At 39.9% G+C, this 23,947-nt stretch carries 15 protein-coding genes and 1 riboswitch; of the genes, 8 read left to right on the plus strand and 7 right to left on the minus strand.

The genetic code is table 11. The features are described from left to right. Positions 1-483 precede the first annotated feature (483 nt). Positions 484-1,533 carry a GntR family transcriptional regulator gene (locus ACFSKL_RS19375; protein WP_376888503.1) on the minus strand — a complete coding sequence of 350 codons (1,050 nt, stop codon included), beginning with the start codon at positions 1,531-1,533 and terminating at the stop codon, positions 484-486. Positions 1,534-1,925: 392 nt separating this feature from the next. On the opposite strand from ACFSKL_RS19375, the gene ACFSKL_RS19380 reads away from it, so the two are divergent. From ACFSKL_RS19380 to ACFSKL_RS19405, 6 genes are all read left to right on the plus strand, one after another. Beyond that, the gene (locus ACFSKL_RS19380) at positions 1,926-3,089 is read left to right on the plus strand and encodes a sialidase family protein (protein WP_376888505.1); all 1,164 of its coding nucleotides are present in this window, start codon (positions 1,926-1,928) and stop codon (positions 3,087-3,089) included. Continuing rightward, complete coding sequence (locus tag ACFSKL_RS19385) at positions 3,076-4,038, plus strand: sugar phosphate isomerase/epimerase family protein (protein WP_376888507.1); 963 nt, start codon at positions 3,076-3,078, stop codon at positions 4,036-4,038. Before ACFSKL_RS19380 ends, ACFSKL_RS19385 begins: the two co-directional genes overlap by 14 nt. A 100-nt stretch (positions 4,039-4,138) precedes the next feature. Beyond that, the gene (locus tag ACFSKL_RS19390; RefSeq protein ID WP_376888508.1) at positions 4,139-6,880 is read left to right on the plus strand and encodes an alpha-d-galacturonidase; all 2,742 of its coding nucleotides are present in this window, start codon (positions 4,139-4,141) and stop codon (positions 6,878-6,880) included. A 1,102-nt stretch (positions 6,881-7,982) separates the two neighbouring features. Further along, positions 7,983-11,540, plus strand: coding sequence for a malectin domain-containing carbohydrate-binding protein (locus ACFSKL_RS19395; RefSeq protein ID WP_376888510.1), 3,558 nt, complete (start codon positions 7,983-7,985; stop codon positions 11,538-11,540). Positions 11,541-11,721: 181 nt separating this feature from the next. Then, on the plus strand, positions 11,722-14,154 hold the full coding sequence (gene galB, locus ACFSKL_RS19400; protein WP_376888512.1) for a beta-galactosidase GalB: 2,433 nt from the start codon (positions 11,722-11,724) through the stop codon (positions 14,152-14,154). A gap of 881 nt (positions 14,155-15,035) precedes the next feature. Continuing rightward, on the plus strand, positions 15,036-15,242 hold the full coding sequence (locus tag ACFSKL_RS19405; protein ID WP_376888513.1) for a hypothetical protein: 207 nt from the start codon (positions 15,036-15,038) through the stop codon (positions 15,240-15,242). A 597-nt stretch (positions 15,243-15,839) separates the two neighbouring features. Here ACFSKL_RS19405 and ACFSKL_RS19410 read toward each other — a convergent pair. The 6 genes from ACFSKL_RS19410 to ACFSKL_RS19435 all read right to left on the minus strand — a co-directional run bounded on the left by ACFSKL_RS19410 (position 15,840) and on the right by ACFSKL_RS19435 (position 21,185). Continuing rightward, entirely contained in the window at positions 15,840-16,169 is a 330-nt protein-coding gene (locus ACFSKL_RS19410; protein ID WP_376888515.1) for a hypothetical protein, read from the minus strand. Next, positions 16,166-16,414, minus strand: a complete 249-nt coding sequence (locus tag ACFSKL_RS19415; RefSeq protein ID WP_376888517.1) for a hypothetical protein — start codon at positions 16,412-16,414, stop codon at positions 16,166-16,168. The genes ACFSKL_RS19410 and ACFSKL_RS19415 overlap by 4 nt, the downstream gene beginning before the upstream one ends. A gap of 718 nt (positions 16,415-17,132) precedes the next feature. Further along, positions 17,133-17,267, minus strand: coding sequence for a hypothetical protein (locus ACFSKL_RS19420; RefSeq protein ID WP_376888519.1), 135 nt, complete (start codon positions 17,265-17,267; stop codon positions 17,133-17,135). 268 nt (positions 17,268-17,535) lie between these two features. Beyond that, the gene (locus ACFSKL_RS19425; RefSeq protein WP_376888520.1) at positions 17,536-18,237 is read right to left on the minus strand and encodes a Dph6-related ATP pyrophosphatase; all 702 of its coding nucleotides are present in this window, start codon (positions 18,235-18,237) and stop codon (positions 17,536-17,538) included. After that, positions 18,238-19,308, minus strand: a complete 1,071-nt coding sequence (locus ACFSKL_RS19430; protein WP_376888522.1) for a YncE family protein — start codon at positions 19,306-19,308, stop codon at positions 18,238-18,240. It abuts the gene before it with no gap. Next, positions 19,305-21,185 carry a TonB-dependent receptor gene (locus ACFSKL_RS19435; protein ID WP_376888523.1) on the minus strand — a complete coding sequence of 627 codons (1,881 nt, stop codon included), beginning with the start codon at positions 21,183-21,185 and terminating at the stop codon, positions 19,305-19,307. Before ACFSKL_RS19435 ends, ACFSKL_RS19430 begins: the two co-directional genes overlap by 4 nt. 176 nt (positions 21,186-21,361) lie before the next feature. Then, positions 21,362-21,591: riboswitch (cobalamin riboswitch) on the minus strand. 170 nt (positions 21,592-21,761) lie between these two features. Here ACFSKL_RS19435 and ACFSKL_RS19440 point away from each other — a divergent pair. Continuing rightward, positions 21,762-22,919, plus strand: coding sequence for an ABC transporter substrate-binding protein (locus tag ACFSKL_RS19440; protein WP_376888525.1), 1,158 nt, complete (start codon positions 21,762-21,764; stop codon positions 22,917-22,919). Next, complete coding sequence (locus tag ACFSKL_RS19445) at positions 22,909-23,943, plus strand: iron chelate uptake ABC transporter family permease subunit (RefSeq protein WP_376888526.1); 1,035 nt, start codon at positions 22,909-22,911, stop codon at positions 23,941-23,943. The genes ACFSKL_RS19440 and ACFSKL_RS19445 overlap by 11 nt, the downstream gene beginning before the upstream one ends. The last annotated feature ends 4 nt before the right edge of the window (positions 23,944-23,947 follow it).

A 23,947-nucleotide genomic window follows, 5' to 3' on the forward strand; every position in this document is an offset into this window, starting at 1 on the left:
GTTTTTATTGATTTTGACTTTGTGATAACAATCGAACTCAGGTTTATAAGAAGTGGTATGGAAATGTTTCTGACGAATACGTTTGCGATCACGTCGAAATTAATATTCCTGATTCCGAGTCAATTTATGGAGCTATCCTTAGACGTAAAGATTTTTCCCATGTCAATCTTCTGAAAACAGAATTAATCGATCGTGTAGAAGGCATAATGATGGAAAAATTTGGACATTAAACCTGCTATTTCCCTTCCACTATTTTCCATTACATTTAAATTATTATCCGCTACTTTGCCAGTAAGGAAATAAGTAAGGCATAATGTTGCGGATAATCGTCAACCGTCAACAGACTACGGTCAACAAGTTGGGTATAACAGTTGTTGCGGATATTTTATAGACCTACTGGCAAGAAAGCGTATATACATATAAATTATTAACTATTTATAGGAAAGTTTGAGCGTTTGAAAGAAGGACACGAATGTAATTACCCTACACCGAACCTCTGTCAATAAAATTGAACACATTTCTGACAACATCTGACTTTTTCCTTTTGATCATGTAGGCAGCCGTTTCGCCCATAGCTTGGAAGTTGGTGGACATCACCGTGATTCTCAATAGCTTTTTCAATGGGGATTCATTGTAGGAAATGATTCCGATATCTTTTCCCAGTTCGAGGTTATGTTCCCTAACCTGTTCTATCAGGCTCACCAAATCATTTTCTTCAATGGTGATGTATGCATCAGAGCATCCAAATTCCATTTCCGGGTAGATGGTGGAGATTACCTCAAACTCAAAATCATTGGATCTACAAAATTGCACAAATCCTTGCTTTAACTCCTGGGGATATGGGTATACCGCATTTTCGGGATAGACAAGGATGATTTTCTCATATTTTCTCAGCTTTTCTATTCCCTCTTCCAACGAATCATAGATGTCGGATTTGAAATCCTGGTAGATTGCAGCCACTTCCTCTCCCAAAGCAGGGATGAGGTTGTCCATTAGGATCAATTTATCCTTCGGTATTTCATTCAATGCGGAGATCACCCGTTCATTCCCATTCTGATGTTGGTTGTTTTCATCTTTGAAGTGTGGCATTACTATATAATAATCGTAGGCTGCCTTATTCTCCTGCAATAGATTGTACAATATATTGGCATCGCAGTGATAGAGCTTCAGTTCTATACTCGCATCACTTCCCAAACTTGCGATAAATGAATTGTAGATTTGGAGCTTGTAATTGCTCAATTTATTGATCAAAAAAAGTACTTTCAATTGTTTGTGCGAAACGTTCTGAGCTACATAATAACCTTTGCCTTTTACCGAAACGATGATCTTTTTCTTTTTGAGCAGGTTGTATGCTTTTTCTACGGTATCACGCGACAGGTACAAGTCTTCGCTGATTTCATTGATTGAGGGAATTTTTTCTCCTATAATATAATAGTCCTTCTCAATATTTTCTGTTATTGAGTTCACGATTTGCTGGTATTTTGGTACCCGTGAATCTGGATCGATTCTGATTATATTTGAGGTCAATATCATTTTGGGTTCTTGTTAGATTGTGCAATCGATTACAATTTATGGTATTTCTATTTCTTATAAAAAGATTAATATTTTTTTTATGTGAACGGAATCTGTTTTATAGCGTATATTGGTTTATAAAGCAAATTAATGTTTGTTTCTGTTTATTTATTGAAAATATTGGTGTTTGTTTTGATATAAAACTCGGTACAGTTTTATTTTTACCCTCAATTGTTGTGGTTTTTTAAATTTGCTTTAAATCTACTTCTATATTTTTTTGAACCAACAATTTGTGCAATCGATTGTACATGTTTTTACCAACAAAAATCCAAGAATCTGCATTCACGGGGAGGTACAGGATAGCATCAAAACATGTACTTTATAACTTGAAATCCCTTAGAATAATATTTTAGATGAATTTAAGATTAAAATACATTATGTCAAAGTCTTTCAATGTAGCAATTTTGTTTTTGGGCATCATGGTCTTGTTTGGATGTCAAGATGATTCAGAGGTAGATTGGAGGTCTGGCATCTTGGCAGATGAGTTTATATATGATGAAGCTCCTTTTCCTTCCTGTCATTCAGCTACCATTATAGAAACACCCAATGGCCTTGTCTCTGCATGGTTTGGAGGTACACATGAAAGGCATCCAGATGTAGGGATTTGGGTAAGCCGTCATGAAAACGAAAGCTGGACTACTCCTGTGGAAGTTGCCAATGGTATGATCAATGATACTTTACGCTATCCAACTTGGAATCCTGTACTTTTTCAAGTCCCAAATGGTGAACTATTGCTTTTTTATAAAATAGGTCCCAAACCTTCCGAATGGTGGGGCATGTTGATGTCATCCTCAGACCATGGAAAGACTTGGTCTAATCCGGAAAAACTACCCGATGGTTACATTGGACCAGTCAAAAACAAGCCTGTTTTGTTGGAAAACGGGAATTTGGTAAATGCCAGTAGTACTGAAGGGAATGGTTGGAAAATACATTTTGAAGTGACTGATGACTTTGGCAAAACATGGAGGAAGATAGGGCCGCTTAATAAAGGAGCTGAAGATATCAATGCTATCCAACCAAGTGTACTCAACCATGGAAATGGAAAATTACAAATCCTTTGCAGGACAAAAAGTAGAAGAATCGCTACTGCCTGGTCGGAAGATTACGGGGAAACTTGGACAGCGCTTGAATTGACCTCCCTGCCAAACAACAACTCGGGAACTGATGCTGTGACTTTGAAGGATGGAAGACATCTGTTGATATACAATCATGTATTGCCTCCGGGAGAGGAAGCCAAAGGACCAAGAACCCCTCTGAATATCTCCCAATCTTCGGATGGTGTACATTGGGAAGCATCCCTGATATTGGAAGACTCGGACATCAGCCAATATTCCTATCCATCCATTATCCAAAGTTCCGATGGACTGGTCCATGCAGTATATACATGGAGAAGGGAAAAAATAAAATATGTGAAAATTGATCCTAGCAAGTTGAACAAGGAGAAAATAGAATCCCTTGATTGGCCTGGTATCGAAAAGAAAGAATCAGACAAACCACTTATCCATGAAGAAGATTAAAGCATTGAACCCAGAAGAACTGATCAGTAACCTGTCACCAAAAAATCCAAGAAGGGATTTTTTGAGACGTTTTTTTCTCATCGGGATGGCAGGTTACTTTTCTCCCATTTTGATTACAAAAGCTCGTTCTGTTGTTGCTATTGATCATCGGTACAAGATAGCAGTATGTGATTGGATGATCCTCAAGAGGCAAAAGCTTGGCGCATTTGCTTTGGCAAAAGAAATCGGGGCAGATGGAATCCAGTTGGATATGGGTGGATTGGGGGCTAGGGATACATTTGATTCCAAATTGAATGACCCTGAAAATGTCAGACAGTTTTTGGAGGAATCCAAATCCCAAAACATAGCAATCTCCTCCATTGCTATGTCAGGATTTTATGGGCAGTCATTTGCCAATAGACCGACCGTTCCCCTGATGGTTGATGATACTTTGACGACCATGGAACGAATGGATATTGAGATTGCCTATCTGCCACTTGGTGTGGATTCGGATTTTTCGAAAGAACCCGGATTACGGGAAAGGGTCATCCAAAGACTCAAAGAAGCGGGTGAAAAAGCCAAAAAAATAAACAAAGTGATCGCTGTGGAAACATCCCTTGATGCAAAGGAAGAGCGAGCTTTTCTCAAAGAAATTGGCAGTCCAGCTATAAAAAGCAGTTTCAATTTTGCCAATGCCATCAAAAATGAAAGGGATATCATTAAGGAACTGAGAATATTGGGTAAAGAAAACATCGCTCAGATCCATTGCTCTGACACAGATGGGGTTTGGATAGAAAATAATCCCAAGCTGGACATGCCAAAAATCAAGCGTGCTTTGGATAAAATGGGCTGGTCAGGCTGGTTGATCATTGAGCGCTCCCGTGATGTCAATGATGTCAGAAATGTAAAAGGAAATTACGGTGCCAATGCCCGATACATGAAGTCGGTATTCCAACAAGAATCTGTTTAGAATCTTCTCCCCCTTGGTCTGTGTCCTCACAGACCAAGGGGTCTGAAAATTTCATAATTAAACCAATTTACTAAAGACCTCTACCCAAAATAACCAAATCATGAAAAACTATTGTACTTTCTTGGTCCTTATCCTGTTGCTTTTATCCTGTGGAGGCAAGAAGGATATCGTTTTGGTATATTCAAAAGATGCCGATGTGAAAGTGTTGTACGGTATCGAAAGGTTGACGAGCGCACTTTCAGAAGGTGGATTTCATGTCAGTCAAGCAAACGAATTTGATCCATCATTGAACAGGCCACAGGTTGTGGTAGGTAACCATAATGATCCTTTGGTTATCGATTTTTTGAATACGACAGCCAGTACCATAAATGACCAAGCTGAAGAAATTGGCAAGGAGGGTTTTATGCTTTCTGGGAATGGAAAACAGCTACTTGTCAGTGGAAAAGATGGTTCGGGGATTTTGTATGGAATGATGGAGCTTGTCGATCAATTGCATGAACAAGGTGAAATTGATTTTTCCTCCGATTACACCGACCAACCGGAGATGGTACTTCGCGGAAGTGTGATTGGTGTTCAGAAAATGGAGTATTTGCCGGGAAGGAAGGTTTATGAATATCCTTATACAGAGGAGAATTTCCCATGGTTTTATGACAAGCAGCATTGGATTGACTACTTGGACATGTTGGTTGAAAACAGGATGAACTCCCTTTATCTGTGGAACGGACATCCTTTTGCCTCTTTGGTCAAATTGGAAGATTACCCTTATGCAATGGAAGTGGATGAGGAAACTTTCAAAAAGAATGAGGAAATATTCAAATTTATCACCGAAGAAGCTGAAAAAAGAGGGGTTTGGGTAATCCAGATGTTCTACAACATCATTGTTTCCAAACCTTTTGCGGAGCACCATGATATTGTTACGCAAGATAGAAACAGACCGATTACCCCATTGGTGTCAGATTATACGAGAAAGTCAATAGCAGCATTTATCGAGAAGTACCCAAATGTCGGGCTTTTGGTTGCTTTGGGCGAAGCCATGCAAGGGGAGGAGAATGATATCAAATGGTTTACGGAAACAGTTATCCCCGGTGTTCAGGATGGTTTGGAAGCATTAGGCATGACTGAGGAGCCTCCGATTATTTTGCGGGCGCATGATACAAATGCACCTTTGGTGATGCAACATGCCTTGCCAATCTACAAAAACCTCTACACCATGCATAAGTACAATGGAGAATCCCTCACTACTTATGAACCACGAGGACCATGGTCACAGATCCATAAAGATCTCAGTGAATCGGGATCTATCCATATTTCCAACGTCCACATTTTGGCAAACCTAGAGCCTTTTAGATATGGATCTCCTGATTTTATCCAAAAAAGCGTCAAAGCCATGCATGAAGTCCATGGAGCCAATGCCTTACATCTCTATCCTCAGGCATCTTATTGGGATTGGCCCTATACCGCTGATAAGGTAGATGGAAGGCTCAAGCAAATAGACAGGGATTGGATTTGGTACAAGGCCTGGGCAAGATATGCTTGGAAGCATCAGCGGGAAAGAACGGATGAAATTGACTATTGGTCTATACAATTGGGTGAGAAATATGGCAGCAAGGAAGCAGGTAGGTTTATCCTTGAAGCTTATGAACAAACTGGTGAGATTTCCCCAAAATTGCTTCGAAGGTTTGGTATCACCGAGGGAAATCGGCAAACGCTTTTGTTAGGTATGTTTGCAAGCCAACTGGTGAATCCCTATAAATGGAGGGTATATCCGGGCTTTTACGAATCATGCGGTCCGGAAGGAGAAATTTTGATAGAATATGCCAGAAAGGAGTGGGAGAATGAAGCGCATGTAGGCGAAACCCCAACCCAGATCATCGAAGAAGTAAAATCCCATGGGCAAAAAGCCTTCGATGCGATCAATGAAGCAGCACCTTTGGTTTCCAAGGACAATGCAGAATTCGAGAGGTTGAAGAACGATATTTATTCTTACAAGGCATTTGCAGACTTTTTCCATGATAAAGTCCAGGCTTCATTGCAAGTCTTAAAATACAGTTATTCCCAGGATTTGAGAGATTTAAAAGAAGCTGTTCCTTATTTGGAGAGCAGTGTAGATCATTTTTCAGATTTGGTGGAAATGACCAAGGGTACTTACCTCTACGCCAACAGCATGCAAACAGCCCAGCGAAGAATTCCCATAGGTGGTGATGAAGGTAAACATATTACTTGGGAAGAAATGTTGCCGCACTACCAATCAGAGTTGGGGAATTTGAAAAGAAACATAGAATTACTGGAGAGAACTGGTTCTGTGGAAGTGGATGAAAAGGATATTACACCATGGGTAAAAGTTGCAGTGGAATGGGAAGAAGAATTGGGAAAAACAGTCCGAATAAATTCTGGTCAAAATCTATCCAGAAATGAAAAGATGGTTGTTTCCAGAGTGGCTGATGAATTAAAGGATTTTGAAGCATTTGTATTGGATCCTGCGCAACAAAAAGAACATGGAACCAGCTTGAAATTCCAAACAGAAAAACCTGTGAAATTGGTAGTGGGCTATTTCAATACCGATAGCAAAGGGTTTTTATCACCACCGAAATTGGAAACAGATGCAGCAGGAAATGACCGGGGCCAAGCCGAACCTGTGGTGATGAATGCCATTGAATTGGAAAATCTACCCAGGGTAAATCTCCATACTTACAATTTCGAAGCAGGAAAGCATGAATTGAATTTGGGAAAAGGAATGGTGCTAGTATTCGGGTTTATAGATGCAGCAACTGTCATTGAACCAAGAGATGCAGGACTTATCGATGCTTCTGAAAAAGTATCCATTGATTGGGTTTTCTATTGAAAGGGGAAAAGTGATTGGATAATTGGGAGAAAGTGATTAGGTGATTAAGTTGATTGGTTGATTCGAGATTAAATAAGTTGGGAGAAATTCAGGGGCGTAGCCCATATATCTTCGTAGAAAAATGTAGGTATGCTGATTTTAAGGGGCGTAGCCCTGACATCTTGAAATATTGGGTTAGGTGTATCGATCTTGGCGAATATCTTAAATACAAACAAAATGTAAACCACCAAGGCACAAAGGTTTTCACAAGAGGCACAAGAAATAAAAAAATAAACAAAAACACCTCGTGTCCTCCGTGTAACCTTGGTGTCCTCCGTGGTTATTACAATGCTGAATTAACAAATAACTCAGTAACCGATAACTTAACCACAAGGGACACAAAGGTTTTCACAAGGGGCACAAGAAACAAAAAAAATAAACAAAAACACCTTGTGTCCACCATGTAACCTTGGTGCCCTCTGTGGTAAAATCAGCTAAGTGCCTTTTGGACATCGAAATAAGAGATCAGAGTTGACGCCCCTAAGGGAAGAGTTCGAATGTAGGGTTAATTGGATATTGGTCATCAGTTATATTGGTTGTTTGGGGGCGTAGCCCACCTTTCTTCGTATGATGAAGCGGGATTCGCAGGGTTTAAGGGGCGTAGCCCTGACATCTTGAATTATTGGGAGTTGAATAGGTTGTTGATTTAGGAATGGTTAATTAGGAGAAAGTGATTAGGTGATTAAGTTATTGGTCGAATAGGAAAAAGTAGGTTGGTATTTGGGATGTAGCTTTACAATTTGAAAAACTAGAAAATTAACCACAAGGAACACAAAGGTTTTCACAAGGGACACAAAGAATTTAAACTATAGCACCTCTTTTCCTCCGTGCTGCCTTGGTGCCCTCCGAGGAATTTACAATGCTGAATTCCTCAATTAACAAATAACTCAGTAACTGATAACTTAACCACAAGTGGCACAAAGAATACAAGGAACTAAATATATTAAACTAGCCCCCTCGTGTCCTCCGTGCCTCCTTTGTGATCGTAGTGGTTAAATCGATTTTAAAAAGCATACAATCATGCAAAATCTAAAATTTTAGATTAATTCAACATAAAAATATCATGTTAAAATTCTCTGGTAAAACTTTTCTTCAAACCCTCCTTTTAGCTTTTGCCTTGCTAAGTCCAACCTATGGTCAGCAAGTAAGAAAAATGGTGGACTTCAATCAAGATTGGAAAACTAGCTCTACAGGGCTTGTCGATCTAAAAGATGATGGTTTCGAGAATGTTGATTTTGAAGATGGAGAATGGAAGCAAGTAAACGTACCCCATAATTGGGATCAATACGAAGGCTACCGCCGGATGAAGCATGGCAACAAGCATGGCTTTGCTTGGTATCGCAAAACATTCACGCTTGAAAACAAAGACAAAGGGAAGCGGTATTTTTTGTTTTTTGAAGGTGTTGGTTCTTACGCCACAGTGTGGGTGAATGACATCAAAGTCGGTGAACATGCAGGAGGCAGAACAACTTTTACAGTAGATATAACCGAAGCAGCTACGTTTGGAAAGGAAAATACACTGGCGGTGAAAGCTGACCATCCAGCCATGATTGCCGATCTTCCGTGGGTTTGTGGTGGTTGCTCGGGAGAATGGGGATTTTCTGAAGGTTCACAACCATTAGGGATTTTCAGACCTGTGACCTTGGTCATTACTGACCCGGTTAGGATTGAGCCTTTTGGTGTTCACATTTGGAATGATACCGAAACCAATAGAGAAAAGGCAAAACTCCATGTCACCACGGAACTAAAAAACTATGGCGAAAAACCGGTGAGTTACACGGTAATGAATAGTTTTTTAGATACGAATGGAAAGTTAGTGAAAAGGGTGGAATCTAAAGTGAGTTTGCAGCAAGGCGAGTTGGTTACAATCAAACAAGAATTGCCTGAATTTCAAAATCCAGAGTTATGGTCTCCAGAAAACCCATACTTATACAAAATGGTCACTGAGATCAAGGATAAAAACAAAATCATTGATTTGTTGGAAACACCTTATGGTATCAGGTGGATAAGTTGGCCAATCGGCAGGGAAGGGGATGACAATAGATTTTACCTGAACGATGAACCTGTTTTTATCAATGGAACTTGTGAGTATGAGCATTTGATTGGCAACAGCCATGCTTTTTCGGAGAAGCAGGTGATTTCGAGGGTTGAGCAAATTGTTGCAGCAGGATTCAATGCTTTCAGGGATGCGCATCAGCCACATCACATGCAATACCATGAAGAATGGGACAAGCGGGGGATTCTTTTTTGGACACAGTTTTCAGCACATATTTGGTATGACACGCCCGCTTTCAGGGAGAATTTCAAGAAGCTTCTCCGGGAATGGGTCAAAGAAAGAAGGAACAGTCCTTCCGTAGTGCTTTGGGGATTGCAGAATGAAAGTACCATACCCAAATCATTTGCAGAAGAATGCACAGCGATCATCAGGGAAATGGATCCGACGACTTCCTCCCAAAGACTTGTAACCACGTGCAATGGTGGCGAAGGAACTGATTGGAATGTGGTGCAAAACTGGTCTGGAACTTATGGGGGAGACCCAGAAAAGTATGGCGAGGAGCTCAGTAGGCAAATTCTCAATGGTGAATATGGAGCTTGGAGAACTTTGGATTTACATACAAGTGGACCATTTGACCAAAACGGTATTTACAGCGAAGATCGCTTTTACCAATTGATGCAATCCAAGATCCGCTTGGCAGAATCACACCAAGAGAATTTGGCAGGACAATTCCAATGGTTGTATAATTCACATGAAAACCCTGGAAGGATCCAAAATGGAGAAGGATTCAGGGATATAGATCGGGTTGGACCGATCAATTACAAAGGGTTGGTGACTCCTTGGGAAGAGCCTTTGGATGCCTATTTTATGTACAGGGCATCCTATGCTCCGAAAGACACAGAACCGATGGTTTACATCGTATCCCATACTTGGCCTGACAGATGGGACTCTCCAGGAATGAAGGACAGCTTGGTCGTTTTCTCCAACTGCGATCAAGTGGAGCTATTCAATGATATAGATGGAGCAAGCCTTGGCAAACTAGAACATCCTGGATTGGGGAAAAACTTCCAATGGAATCAGGTCAATATTGAGTACAATGTATTACTAGCCAAAGGTTATGTAGATGGAAAAGTCGTGGCAGAGGATGTGATTGTACTTCATCATTTACCCAAATCGCCGAATTTTGATAAGCTATTTCCGGAAAATGGAGACTTGTTAAAAGGAGATTCCAACCAAAATTATCTGTACAGGGTCAATAGTGGCGGACCAGAGTACACAGATGTTTTTGGGCAAGTTTGGCAAGCAGACGTAGCATTGAATGGAGATAATACTTGGGGTTCAATATCTTGGACGGATGATTTTGAAGGTTTGCCTTCATTTTACGCAAGTCAAAGAAGGACTTTTGACCCTATCCAAGGAACAAAAGATTGGGATTTGTTTCAGAGCTTTAGGTTTGGGAGAGATAAGTTGAAATACCAGTTTCCTGTCGAAAATGGCACTTATTGGATTGAATTGTATTTTGTAGAACCTTGGTATGGAACTGGGGGTAGTACGGAAGCTAGAGATTGGAGGGTTTTTGATGTGGCGGTCAATGGAGAAACAGTTTTGGATGATTTGGACATTTGGTCAGAAGTAGGCCATGACCATGCATTGAAAAAAACTGTCAAGGTAGAAGTCAATTCTGGAGAAATAGTGATTGATTTTCCCGAAGTTCTGGCTGGTCAGGCCGTAATCTCAGGCATTGCCATCGCAACTGATGACCCCAATCAAAAGCCAGCTAAGGCTTCAACCCGCACCATGCATTCATTGCAAGTAAGTTCCAATGCAGAGAATTTGTTGAAAATCAATTCATGGCTAGACACTGGACAGCCACAATTCTTGGATCAAGAATTTACATTTTCAGGCTTGCCTTATGAACTCTATGGAGCGGATTGGCTCCAAACTTCCCAAAGCTTGCTCAATGAAAAGTTTGAAGGGAGTTTTGAAACTCTGAAAGATAGTAAGGTATATGTGTTGATTGATTCAATGTGTACAAATCTACCGGTATGGTTGCAAGGCTATGAAAAGGAGGAAAGCTCAGCCACGAATGGAAAAGGCGGTGTTTTCAAAGTTTTGGTGAAAAAATTCAAAGCAGGAGAAGCAGTGCCGTTTGGCTCTCTGATAGGGTCAGGTGCGGGATATATGTACAATATGGTGACTGTTCCGGAATATCAGATGGGAGAGGGGGAAGAGTCCCGACCGATTATTTTAGTCGAAGCCCAAGAAGCAATCCTTGATGGAGATGGCTATTCAAAAGGCAATTTTAGAAAGGAAGACCATATTGAAATCATTGATGATTCGGAATTCAGCATTGCGGTAAATGTTTATCCCGGACTTGCTGGCACTTATTTGATCCGCTACCGCTACATGAATGTGACGGATAAGCCGATTTCGGTCAATTTCAGGATAGAGGCTGCAAATGGCACCATCATGCGTGATGACACCCTGACTTTTCCTGTTGCAGACGAGAAATGGCGGATTCTGAATACCACATCAGGGACAAGTATCAATGCCGGAGATTATAAAATAATCCTGTCGGGAGAAGGTCTCAAAGGTCTAAAATTATCTACAATTGAGTTTCAATAAGAAATATAATTAAATGAAGTTTTGCCTCTTATTACAGTTAGATAAATAAAATATGGATACTGATATTGATTGATATTAAGATATTTATCGATATACATCTATTAGCATATCATTATTTGAAATGTAATTAATGTTAAGGTTTCAACTATCAAAATAAAATGTATTCAAAAAAGCGATTTCTATGAAAAAGTTTGCCTATCAATTTTTATTCGCCCTTGTGGTATTCAATTATATTTTACTGACAGCATGCAGTTCAGAAGAGAATCCAAGGGAAGTCACTGATTTCAACTTGGATTGGAAATTCAGTTTGGGAGATTTTCCTGAGGCTTCGGAAATTGGGTTTGATGATGCTGGCTGGAGGGGGTTGGAATTGCCGCATGATTGGAGTATTGAAGGTTCATTCAGTGAGGATCATCCCACTACACCTCAGGGGGGGGCATTGCCAGCTGGAAAAGGCTGGTACAGAAAAGCTTTTTCAGTTCCTGAAAACTATGAACAAAAAGAAGTTTGGATAGAATTTGATGGGGTCTATAGAAACAGTGAAGTTTGGATCAACGGCCACTATTTGGGAAAAAGACCCAATGGCTATATTGGATTCAAATACGATTTGTCACCTTATTTGGTCTATGGAGATAGCCAGAATCTGATTGCTGTGAAAGTTGACAATGAAGCTCAGCCAAATTCAAGATGGTACACTGGTTCGGGGATTTACAGAAATGTAAGGTTGGTGGCTACCGGCAAGTTGCATGTAGATCATTGGGGGACTTTCGTGACTACACCGGAGATAGATGATCGGCAGGCGATGGTTTCCTTGGCTGTACAGTTGAAGAATTCCTCCAAGGAAGAAGGTGAATTTTCACTTGTTTCGAGGATTTTGGATAAAGATCACAAAGAAGTTGCAAAACACGAATCTACAGGGAATCTCAAAGCTGGACAAAATGAAAAAATTGAACATAGTTTTCAGATTGAAAACATAAAACTATGGAAGGTAGAAGATCCTTATCTGTACGAAGTGATTTCCGAGGTATATCAAAATGGCCAGAAAGTGGATGTTTACAGCACACCATTGGGAATCAGGTATTTTGAGTTTGATGCACAAAAAGGGTTTTCCTTGAATGGGGTTTCGATGAAAATCCAGGGGGTCTGCATGCATCATGATTTAGGTGCATTGGGTGCAGCGGTAAATACCCGCGCAATTCAAAGGCAGTTGGAGATTTTGAAAGAAATGGGTGTAAATGCCATCAGAACTGCCCATAATCCTCCGGCACCAGAAGTGCTGAGGCTATGTGACCAGATGGGGTTCATTGTCCAAGATGAGGCATTTGATGCCTGGAAGAAGAGAAAAGCAAAAGAAGACTACCACAAAGATTGGGATGAATGGTATCAAAGGGATTTGGAGGATTTGATCAAAAGAGATAGGAATCATCCGTCCATTATGATGTGGAGTATAGGAAATGAAATCAGGGAACAGTTTGACAGTACAGGTTTGGTGATTACCAAAGAATTGGCTGACATTGTCAAAGCCTTGGATACAACCAGGCCAGTGACAGCTGCACTGACTGAAAATGAACCAGAGAAAAATTTCATCTATCAATCCGGAGCATTGGATCTTTTGGGGTTCAATTACAAGCATGAGGCGTACGCTGATTTTTCTAAAACCTTTCCCGGAGAGGCTATTATTGCAAGTGAAAACATGTCCGCATTGGCAACAAGGGGATTTTATCAGATGCCTTCAGACTCAACCATGAGGTGGCCCGAAGCACATGATATTCCCTTGGAAACTGGGAATGATGCATATGCCGTCTCAGCCTACGATCATGTTTCTGCCTATTGGGGAAGTACGCATGAGGAGACATGGAAGACGATCAAGGCATTGGACTACATGGCAGGCTTGTTTGTTTGGACAGGATTTGACTATTTGGGCGAACCTATTCCATACCCTTATCCAGCCAGAAGTTCTTATTTTGGGATTGTCGATCTGGCGGGATTTCCGAAGGATGCCTATTACATGTACCAAAGTGAATGGACAAAAGATCCTGTTTTGCACATTTTTCCACATTGGAACTGGAAGGAAGGAGAGTTGGTGGATGTTTGGGCGTATTACAACCAAGCCGATGAAGTGGAGTTGTTTTTGAATGGCAAATCAGTTGGTGTGCAGAAAAAACAGGGAGATGATCTCCATGTGATGTGGAGGATCCCTTTTGAAAAAGGAACATTTAAAGCTGTCAGTAAAAAAGATGGTGAAGTTGTCTTGGAAAAAGAAATCCATACAGCTGGTGCAGCACATCAAATCGAAGCGATTGCAGACCGAACAGAGATTGATGCAGATGGCAAGGATTTGTCATTTATCAAGATCAAGGTTTTGGATGAACAGGGAAATCTCGTTCCTGATGCAGCCAATCTGATCAACTTTGAAATTTCCGGTCCGGGAAAAATCGTAGGGGTGGACAATGGTTACCAAGCCAGCCTCGAATCTTTCAAATCACCTTTTAGAAAAGCATTCAATGGAATGTGCTTGGTGATCGTCCAATCTGAAAGGGCCAAAGGCACTGTTACCCTTTTGGCAAGAAGCGAAGGACTTGAAGAAGATAAAGTGTCGATACGAGTAAAGTGAAAATTTGAGATGTGCAATATAGGATTTGAGACAAGATACAAGAAGCGAGAGGCAAGAAGCGAGAGAGACAACATGCCTGAAATGCCTCTCGGAAATATAGAGAAATCAATACAAAAAGTGTCAACTATTTTCAGGACATGACAGATAAAAACCACGAAGTGCCTGCCTGCTGCAGGCAGGGTTAAACTTCCTTAATTTATAAAGAAAAAGTGTCAAATAAAATCAGGACGTGACAGTGTGGCAATTTCTGTAATTAACAACGTTAGAATAAGATTAAACTTCCTTTATTTGAAATCTATGAGAAAAACGATAAATTTTGTATCACTGATATTCTTTTTGACATATGGAATTTACTTAATGCTGTTTTCCAATGGTACATTTGAGGATATGAAATGGTATGGATTGATTATTATCGTCTTAGTTCCAATTCTTTATGTTATTAATAAAGGGAAAAAATCTTCCTTTTAAAATTGGTCATTTTAAAAGGAATTGTTACTGACAAAAAAAAATAGAAATTTTCATTACTCTTAATAAATCTTTAAGATTAGCCTATCATCTTTTTAGAGGCTGTTTCTACTTATGAGACAGCCTATTTTTTTCAGGATATTTGATTTTTAGCACTTTCCAAAAATACCCCCATAAAAGAATCATAGAAGAAGTAGATGTTCCAAATTGACCAAGACCATTGGTGTTTCCAAAAGAATGGTCTATATGATAATTGATGATTTGCGGTTGACAATTGGTAAGGATATATGTTATTGTAAGGATGAAAAAAGTTGTGTTTTTTTTTTTCGAAAAAAGTTGATTCGGTGAAAGATTATTTCATCAGTCCTAAATTATACTTGTATTATTAAATAAATTATCAACCAAATAAATTTGTTATGAGAGAGTTAAGTATTGAAAGGATGGAAATGGTGATAGGTTCTGGTCCCAATTGGAATTGCGTTGGTGCTGTTGGTGGGGCACTACTTTTATTTTCATGGTCGTTGTCTGTACCATTAACAGGAGGTGTAACTTTAGGTTTAGCAGCTCAGGGAGCAGGAATTACAGCAGGTACAATAGCCCTTGCAGGGAAATGTATGGGATAATTATGGGAAAAATTCTGGTTATAATATCTTTGATTGGCTTGTTAGGTTCAATAATCACGGTTGGATTTAATATATGGCAATTATTCTATATTCCACTTTTAGGATACACCATTTATTCAATCAGTGCAAAAAGAGAAGAGTAGATTCCCTGTAATAACGTAGGTATAGGTTTATGCTACGCACCTACTGGAGGTCAAGTATGGATGGACTAGAACTTAGTGGTATTAAATGAAAAAATATGTATAAAAACAGCACAATTAAATTGATACCAAGATTAATCGTGGGCTTTATAACCTTAGTCCTTTTTTTCTATGACAAAACTTTAGCCAGATATTTTATTTTCCCAACACTCATAATTATGGGATTAATTGAGCTAGCCATGAAAAAAAGACAAAAAAATCAAGGCTGAATTTCATTGAGAAATTCTTTTTAGGATAGTTTCTTGGATTTCAAACCTGGGAAGGGAAATCTTCGAATGATTTTAATCCGATTATTCCTGAATTAACATCCGTGGTTACTGACCAACAGGTGTTAGACTCCTAACAATATAGGGTATTTTAAAAAAAAACAATTACGAAAACCTTAGCCAACTTTAAGTCACAAATGCTTTCCTATTCGATGATTATTACTTAAAAATCGGACCAAGTAGAACATTTCTTGATCTTGTCTATAACTATTGACGAACACGTACCAAGTTGTATTCTTATTTCTCTTGAAAGAAGTATAATGCATTCCTTTTCCATACTTTTCGAAATACTCTGGCGCAAGTTTTTTGGATTTATTCGGTAAATCTTTTTCGATTTCGGCAAAAAGATCATCAGCATAACGGTATGCATCTTCGAAAAAGCCGAAGTACTCCTTTTCATAAAGAATTAATGACAACTCTTCAAAGTATGCCCTGATTTCAGGAAGGAAGAGCACTGTCATTTATGATAGATTTTTTTCAAATCCTCCTCTATACCTTTCATTAGTTCACTTTTTGTGATCCCTTTATGAAAATCTTCAGGTAATTCATGCTCCTCACCCGACTCCCTCAATCCAAGTACTTGCGCAAGCAAGGTGTCTACTAGATTGTTCAAGCTTCGATTTTCTTTTTTTGCAAGGTACTCAAGCTTTTCTCTGACTGAGTCACTAAGCCTTAGTGATGTTGTTTTTCTTTTAGATGTGTTCATTTGTGTTTATTTGTATTCATTCGTGTTACAAATATACATTTTTTACTTTAATGGATTAAATCTAAGCTTTATGACCTTAGCCCTTTTTTTCTATGACAAAACTTTGGCTAGATATTTTATTTTCCCAGCACTTATAATTATGGGGTTAGTTGAACTGGTTATGAAAAAAAGACAAAAAAATCAAAGGTGAAATTTCTTTGAGAATTTCACTTTTTAGATCACTCATATCATACCTTTGTATTGGCTATTTTACAAATCGTAATTAACAAATAGGGGGATTTCTAATCACTACAGACTGATTTACCCACTCCAAAGGGGCGTAGCCCTGATATCTTAAATTCCTTAGAAACAATATTCGGCTAAAGCCAATAGGCATGAATCAATATCTATAGGGATGGGCTGAAGCACCATCCCAATTGAGGGAATATTTTTGTTTAATTACTGGTCTTTAAAAGTTCACTTACGTCAGCTAAAAAGTGTTTTTTTTAGAGTCATTTAGAGATTTGAAATTTCCAGTATTTTCATATTAAGTTTTATAACACAGTTGAATTATGAAAAATAACAGGTTGTTTGCCATTGTTTGTGCTCTTTTAATCATTGCCACATTAGTTAGTCTTCAATATGATATTTTGGACCATGATGGGCATTATTTGTTTTTAATACCTGCATTGTTGTCACTTTGGCCACTTATCTTTCCCAAGAGGAATAAATAATGAAATTATTTTTCAAAGGTATTGGCACGAACTGTTTTTGATAAGTATAAGTAGAAAGGGGCGATAGCCCTGTAATCTTCGTAGATAATGAATATGTAGCCAATCCTATCGGGGCGTAGCCCTGATATCTTAAATTCCATTAGAAACAATATTCGGCTAAAGCCAATAGGCATGAATCAATATCTATAGGGATGGGCTGAAGCACCATCCCAATTCAAAGAACATGTCCCCTATATCAATACATAGAAAAGAAATTCGGCTAAGACCAATAAAAAGGAACAAAAATTCATCAGTATAGGCTAAAGTACCATCCCAATTCAAAGGAATTCCTTCAGTAGGGTTCCCTCCTGCTGAATTCCCTCCTGCTTCAGCTGGAGGATTAGGATAATGACAAAGATTGAAAAAAAATCATACCAACTCTGCAAACCAAAATTTCTTCTCAACCTCCTTGCCATCTTCTGTCTTGAAATGATAAGATTTGCTGATAGTCTGTTTTTTGCTGATAGCTATAGGTTGCTGAAAAATTGGGCCATCATAACAAAAAGTATGGAACTCACCGTTTTCTCCACAAGGGTCTATTTTGTCAGGTAAGCTTTTAAGAAAGTCCAAATTAAACACTTCGCCTACCCATTTTTCTTCTATCAAATTGGCATCTGCCGCACAGATCAATGTTTGAAAACCAGTTGCAATAAAATCCCTTGCAGTTTGGGCAGTATCTTTCTTCCAAAGTGGAAAAATAGCGTTGAAGCCTCTTTTGGAAAGTTGTTGTTCTCGATAAGCTTTCAGGTCTTCCAGATAAATGTCCCCATAGGCAATGGTTTCTATTCCCTCTGTTTTGAGGGTGTCGAGATAGGAATTGATGGCTGTTTCATATTCCTTGTTGTCACCACTTGCAGGGTAGTAGATCTTATCAAGCGTCATTCCGATAGATTCTGCTTGTTTTTCTACGAGGGATTCATGGATGCCATGCATGCCCACCCTTCGGCTTTCTTCGCCGAAGGTGGTATGCAACCTACTTACTTCAAATCGGGGATCATTCATCAGTTCCCAGAGGGCAAAAGCACTGTCTTTGCCCCCTGACCAACTCATGGAAATCTTGATTTTTTTCATTTATCTTCTAAATATAAAACCTGATGGAGCTGCTCCTGAGGTTATTTTCTTTACTTCTTCACCATTTTGGTTGATGACCATGACAGTACCAGATCCTTGGAATCCGTTGTTGTCTGCAACATAGACGTATTTGTCAACTTTGTCATATCCTATACCATAAAATCTACTTCCTTCAAAGAAATTGGCATTGATGACTTGACCTGAAGAAATGGAGATTTTACTTACCAAGTTATTGCTGCCATCTCTTGTGATAATATATGCTTCACCATTCTCACCAAGGGCAATATTTGAAGTTGGGTTAGCAATGCTTATTTCTGTTGTATTGCTGATACTGTAGTCACTTTTGTTGATTTCGTGGAAAAACACCGTGTTTGAATTTCTGGAAAAAAGGAGCAATTTTCCGTCAAACTCCAAGAATTCGGCAGGGGTACCTGGGATTTCAATGCTTTTACTTATAGCATCGTCTCCGATTCCCAACACATCGATTTTTCTGGCGGCAGTACATGCGATAAGGATGTCATTGTTGATCCTATATAATTTTTCAGGACGACTGGAGGTTTCTATTTTTTCCACAACATCACCGCCCATTTTATCATTGACGATTGCTATATATGATTCTGGATTTGCCCAGCTATCATCATAAGGACCATGGTCAGCGATGTATATTTTGTTGTCTGCTACTATGGCAGATCTTGGCTGGATCAATTCAGGGTTTTCATTGTCTTCTGTATTTCCACCTACAGAACCCAAGCTCTTAAAGGTAATCTTATCGACAATTTCAACTTTCCCAGTATTGGCAACAAGGTAAAAGTAATCTTCGAATTCAACAATGTCCTGTATTATTCCTGCAAAAGGTCTACTGTTTACTTTTTCAAAAATATTCTGTTGGACGTCTCCTGTGTTGAAGTTGTAATGGCTGATATCTCCGTCACGGGAACTGAAGTTTCCTTCATTGATGATCAATAATCCCTTCTCATATTCGCCCAAAGGACGCTCGTCTCTACTGCTGTCACAAGAGTAGATGAACAATGAAAGGGCGAACAAATAGCCTAATAGTCTAAAATTTTTCATAGTGTTAAATTAATATTGATTAGATAATTTCTTCCAGGCATGGCTCTTAGTCTGAGAACCTGGTAGTCGTTGTTTGTAATATTGTTTACTTGAAAGCCTATGGCTGCTTTTATTTTTGGGATGAATTCAAGTTTTTTGCTAAATCCTACATCCAAAATCCCATAAGGCAGTACAGATGAAATATTGTCCGTATTGACATACCTTTCACCGATCCAGTGCGAATTGATAAATGCGGAGTTGGTTTTGTAGGCAAGCCGAAGATTCCCCTGTGCTTTATGCTTGGGAGTATAGGGAAGTTGGTTTCCTTTTGACCTGTCATTCTCAGATATGGTTTTGAGGATCGTGGCAAGGGTGTAATTGTAACTGCCATTGAATTCAACTTGGAATTGATCAAAGGACTTCGTCACAGTGGCGAAGTATTCCAAGCCTTGGTTTCTCACTTCCCTGATATTTTCTGGACTCCAAAAACCTCCTCTTGGTAGCCAAACAATCCAATTGTCCACCCACATGCTGTATAGGTTGATTTGGTTGCTTAGTCTGAATCCATTGCTTGTATATTCTTGTTTGAATCCGAGCTCGGCACTGATACTCTCCTCTGATTCTATGTCTGGATTCCCTCCCGGTACCCAAAATCTATCATTCAGGGTTGGGATTTTGAAACTCCTCGATACAGAAGCATGGGTGCTCAAGTTGTTTTTGTCATTTTTGAAAAATGTCCATTCCGAACCAATACTTGGGGTGAATGGGGCAAGATCACCATCGTAGATCAATTGTCTTAGATTGAAAGAAAACGCAAGATCCGATTGGGGAATGTAATTGACTGATTGGTAAAGTTCAATTCTATTGTCGGTGGCTTCGTAGCTGCTCAGATTCCCTCTTACATGATTGAATCTGACTCCTGATTTTGATTTGACTTTGGAAGAAATATTCCAATCCACATCAGTTGATAGCAGGTATTGGGAGGTTTTGTTGCTGCCACCATTGAAATTCAATTCATCTAGTATGACTCCTGTTTTGATGTTCCAGACAGTAGTAGAGGAGAATCTGTTATAGTCAACTACAGCCCGGAAATTTCTGTCTATCTGATGATCTCTGTCATTGGAACCCATGACCGGTTGGATTTGCCTGTCAGTATGATTCCACCAAATAGATGTACTGAGTTGCTGATGCTCGCTGAGATTCCAAGCCAAATCCTGCATAGCACCGATTTGCTCAATTTCAGCATTTTTTTGTCTCTCCTCCGGACTTCCTGCTCTTGCCAGGTTGTTGAATTTGAAGTTGTTTTTTGAGAAATTCCTATAAACCCGAGATCTGGTTGAGAAATTTTTGTTCGAATATGCATATTCAACTTGCTGATTCCATCTGCCAAAACTTCCCAGCGTACTGAGGATTTTGGTTTGGTGTCCTTTGTTGAAGTTGTTTTTGTTGTTGAGGTGAATGGCTCCGCCGATGGCGTCTGACCCGTACAGTGCCCCGCTGCTGCCATAATGTACGGTAGCTTCATCAAATCCACCTACTGGCAATATCGAAAAATCTGCCTGCCCAAGCGATGGACTGTTGATAGGGAGGCCATTCCAAAAGACAGCATTGTGGCCCGCAGAAGTGCCTCTCATCGTCAGCGATGCTAGCATCCCCGGACCATATTGTCTGAGGAACAATCCGGTTCTTTGTTGCAGCAACTCTGCCAAGGCTTGCCCATTGAAATCTTCCAAATCCCTTGAATTCAAGGTTTGTAGTGTTTGCCCAAAGCTGTATTTCTCAAGTGGGGCAGAGTAAACTTCCACCAGTTTCAGCTCCACCGTATCTTGGGGAGCCAATAAAGAAGTTTCTACTCCAATCGAAAATGAAGTAGCACATAAGAGGCTTAGAAATAGCAATGCCTTTGAAATTAAATAATGAAAACCGATTATTTAATTCAAGTCATTCGTGGAATAAAATTGAGAGAATGGATCATGTCACAAAAACGGAAGATTCTTCAAGTAGAACAGGAGAATTGTGGAATACCAGCTTCTGAAACATTTTCTTTTCATCTCAGCCTTTCACCCGAAAGCTTTGAATTTGATTAGAAGAGGCAGGTCTCCTGGCTTCCTTGAACTTACCGGCCTTCTCGTCCTCTCCCGATAGTGACCGGGACGAACAATGGCAATGGAGGAGGTAAGTTGCTTTCCCGAAAGCGATCGGGAAGAGGTTACAGTTGCGGGGACAGCATCGGTGTTTCACCGAATTCCCATTTAATCCCGAGAGCCTGAAAAAGGATCGAGAACCAATTCTGGGTGCAAACATACGCAATCGCGCTTAATGTATTCAAATATTCTTTGGAATTGTTGGCAGATTTTTGGGTTTAGGCTGGGAATGATTTGGTATGTTTAATTTTTCAGCTTTTTATTTCAAATTGACTAAAAACCATTCCCGTTTGTATCTTTGGAGCGAAATACTTTCAAAACGCGAAAAAAATGCGATATATCACACTTCTGAAATCAGAATTTATTACTCTTGTTTTCTTGTTGGTTTTTGTTTCCTGTGGACAAAAAAAGAATGTTAAAATAGAGAGTAAAGATTTTTTTAAAAACTCCTACGCTACAGGTTTTCAGGTTTTTAATGGGGAAGGTTTTTGGATTTTGGAAGTGACGCAGGCGTTCCCAGGGGAGCATGAGCCATTTAGGTATTTGGTGATGGAGAATGGGAAAGTTGCTCGCCCAGAAGGGGTTTTTGATGCAGTAGTTACTTTGCCTATTGACAAGGTCGTTTTGACATCGACTACCCAAATTCCGCATTTGGATTTGTTGGATTGCACAGAAAAACTGGCTGGATTTCCCAACTTAAACTTAATTTCTTCAAAAAAAGCAAGGGAGCGAATCAGCGCTGGATTGGTAGAAGATCTTGGTTCGGGGGCACAATCCAATGTGGAAATGATGATCGATTTGGAGCCTGATTGGGTGATGATTTCTACTATGGGTGAAGATCTGAAAAATTTGGAGCTTCTGAAAACAGCGGGTGTACCGGCAGTGATCAATGGGGAGTATGTAGAACAGCACCCGTTGGGAAGGGCAGAGTGGATAAAATTCACAGGGGTTTTGCTGGGCAAATACGAGGAGTCCAAAGTTGTGTTTGAAGAGATAGAGCATGAATATTTGGAGGCTTTGGCTTTGGTTTCTGTGATATCAGATGATACCAAGCCTTCAGTGATGGCAGGAGTGATGTACAAAGATATCTGGTATGTTCCTGGCAATGATTCCTGGGGAGCACAGCTTCTGACGGCCGCTGGAGGAAAGTATATCTTCGAAGAGCAATCAGGAATTGGCAGTGCCCAGCTCAATTATGAATATGTCTTGGATAAAGCGCAAGAAGCAGATTACTGGCTTGGGGCTTCTGATTTTGTTACATTGGAAGCAATGAAAGGTGCGGATAGGAGGTATGCGGATTTTGGGGCGTTCAAGAATGGGAATGTTTACTCTTATACCTCCAAAAAAGGGGAGACAGGAGGGATAGAATATTTTGAATTGGGGTATATGAGACCTGATTTGATCCTGAAGGACTTGATCAAAATCCTTCATCCTAGTGTTCTGCCTGAGTATTCTTTATATTTTTACTCAAAACTGAATGAAAAATAAGCCGAATTATTTCCTTCTGTTTGTACTTGGGACCATAAGCTGTGTGCTGGTTTTTTTGGTGAATTTAAGCATAGGATCTGTAAGCATTCCTGTGTCTGAAATCGGCATGAGTTTTTTCGGAAATGAGTTTAGCAGAAAATCTTGGGAAATAATCGTGTTTGGCTACAGGATTCCAAAAGCATTTACGGCAGTTTTGGCGGGGATCACCTTATCCGTGAGTGGGCTACAGATGCAGACTTTTTTCAGAAACCCATTGGCTGGACCATTTGTGCTGGGAATTAGTTCTGGGGCAGGGTTGGGAGTTGCCTTGTTGGTAATGGCAGGGTCTGCTTTTGGGCTAAGCTTTTTCTCCGGGGGATTTGGATTGTGGGCAGTGGTATTTGCAGCTTCGATCGGGGCTATTTTGGTACTTCTGCTGATGAGTTTGACAGCCTGGAGGGTGAAGGATAGCATGACATTGCTGATTGTTGGCTTGATGTTCGGTAGCTTGGCTGGTGCGATAGTATCAGTATTGTCATATTTCAGCGATGCCAATCAGCTGAAAGTATACACTGTCTGGTCGATGGGGAGCTTGGGAAGTACCCATTCAGGGCAATTGGAATTGTTTTTCTTTGCAAGCGTGTTGGGGATCATCCCCGTCCTTATTTTTATAAAATCATACAACGCCATGCTGCTCGGCGAAGCTTATGCAAAAAGTATGGGTGTCAATATCCATCGTTTAAGATGGGCGATGATCATCAGCACTGGGATATTGGCGGGATCGGCAACAGCCTTTTGTGGACCGATTGCGTTTATTGGGATAGCGGTACCGCATATGGCTAGGTTGGTTTTCAAAACTGGAGACCACCGCATTCTTTTCCCTGCATCTGCCTTGATGGGAGCAATCGTATTGTTGATCTGTGATGCCATCAGCCAGATCCCAGGGTCTGCACAGACACTTCCAATCAATGCGGTGACATCTTTGGTAGGTGCGCCGATGGTGATTTGGTTGATTTTGAAAAGGAATTTCAGCAAAGAGTTTTAAGAAT

Source organism: Belliella marina (genome assembly GCF_042682445.1).
Taxonomy (GTDB): Bacteria; Bacteroidota; Bacteroidia; order Cytophagales; family Cyclobacteriaceae; genus Belliella; species Belliella marina.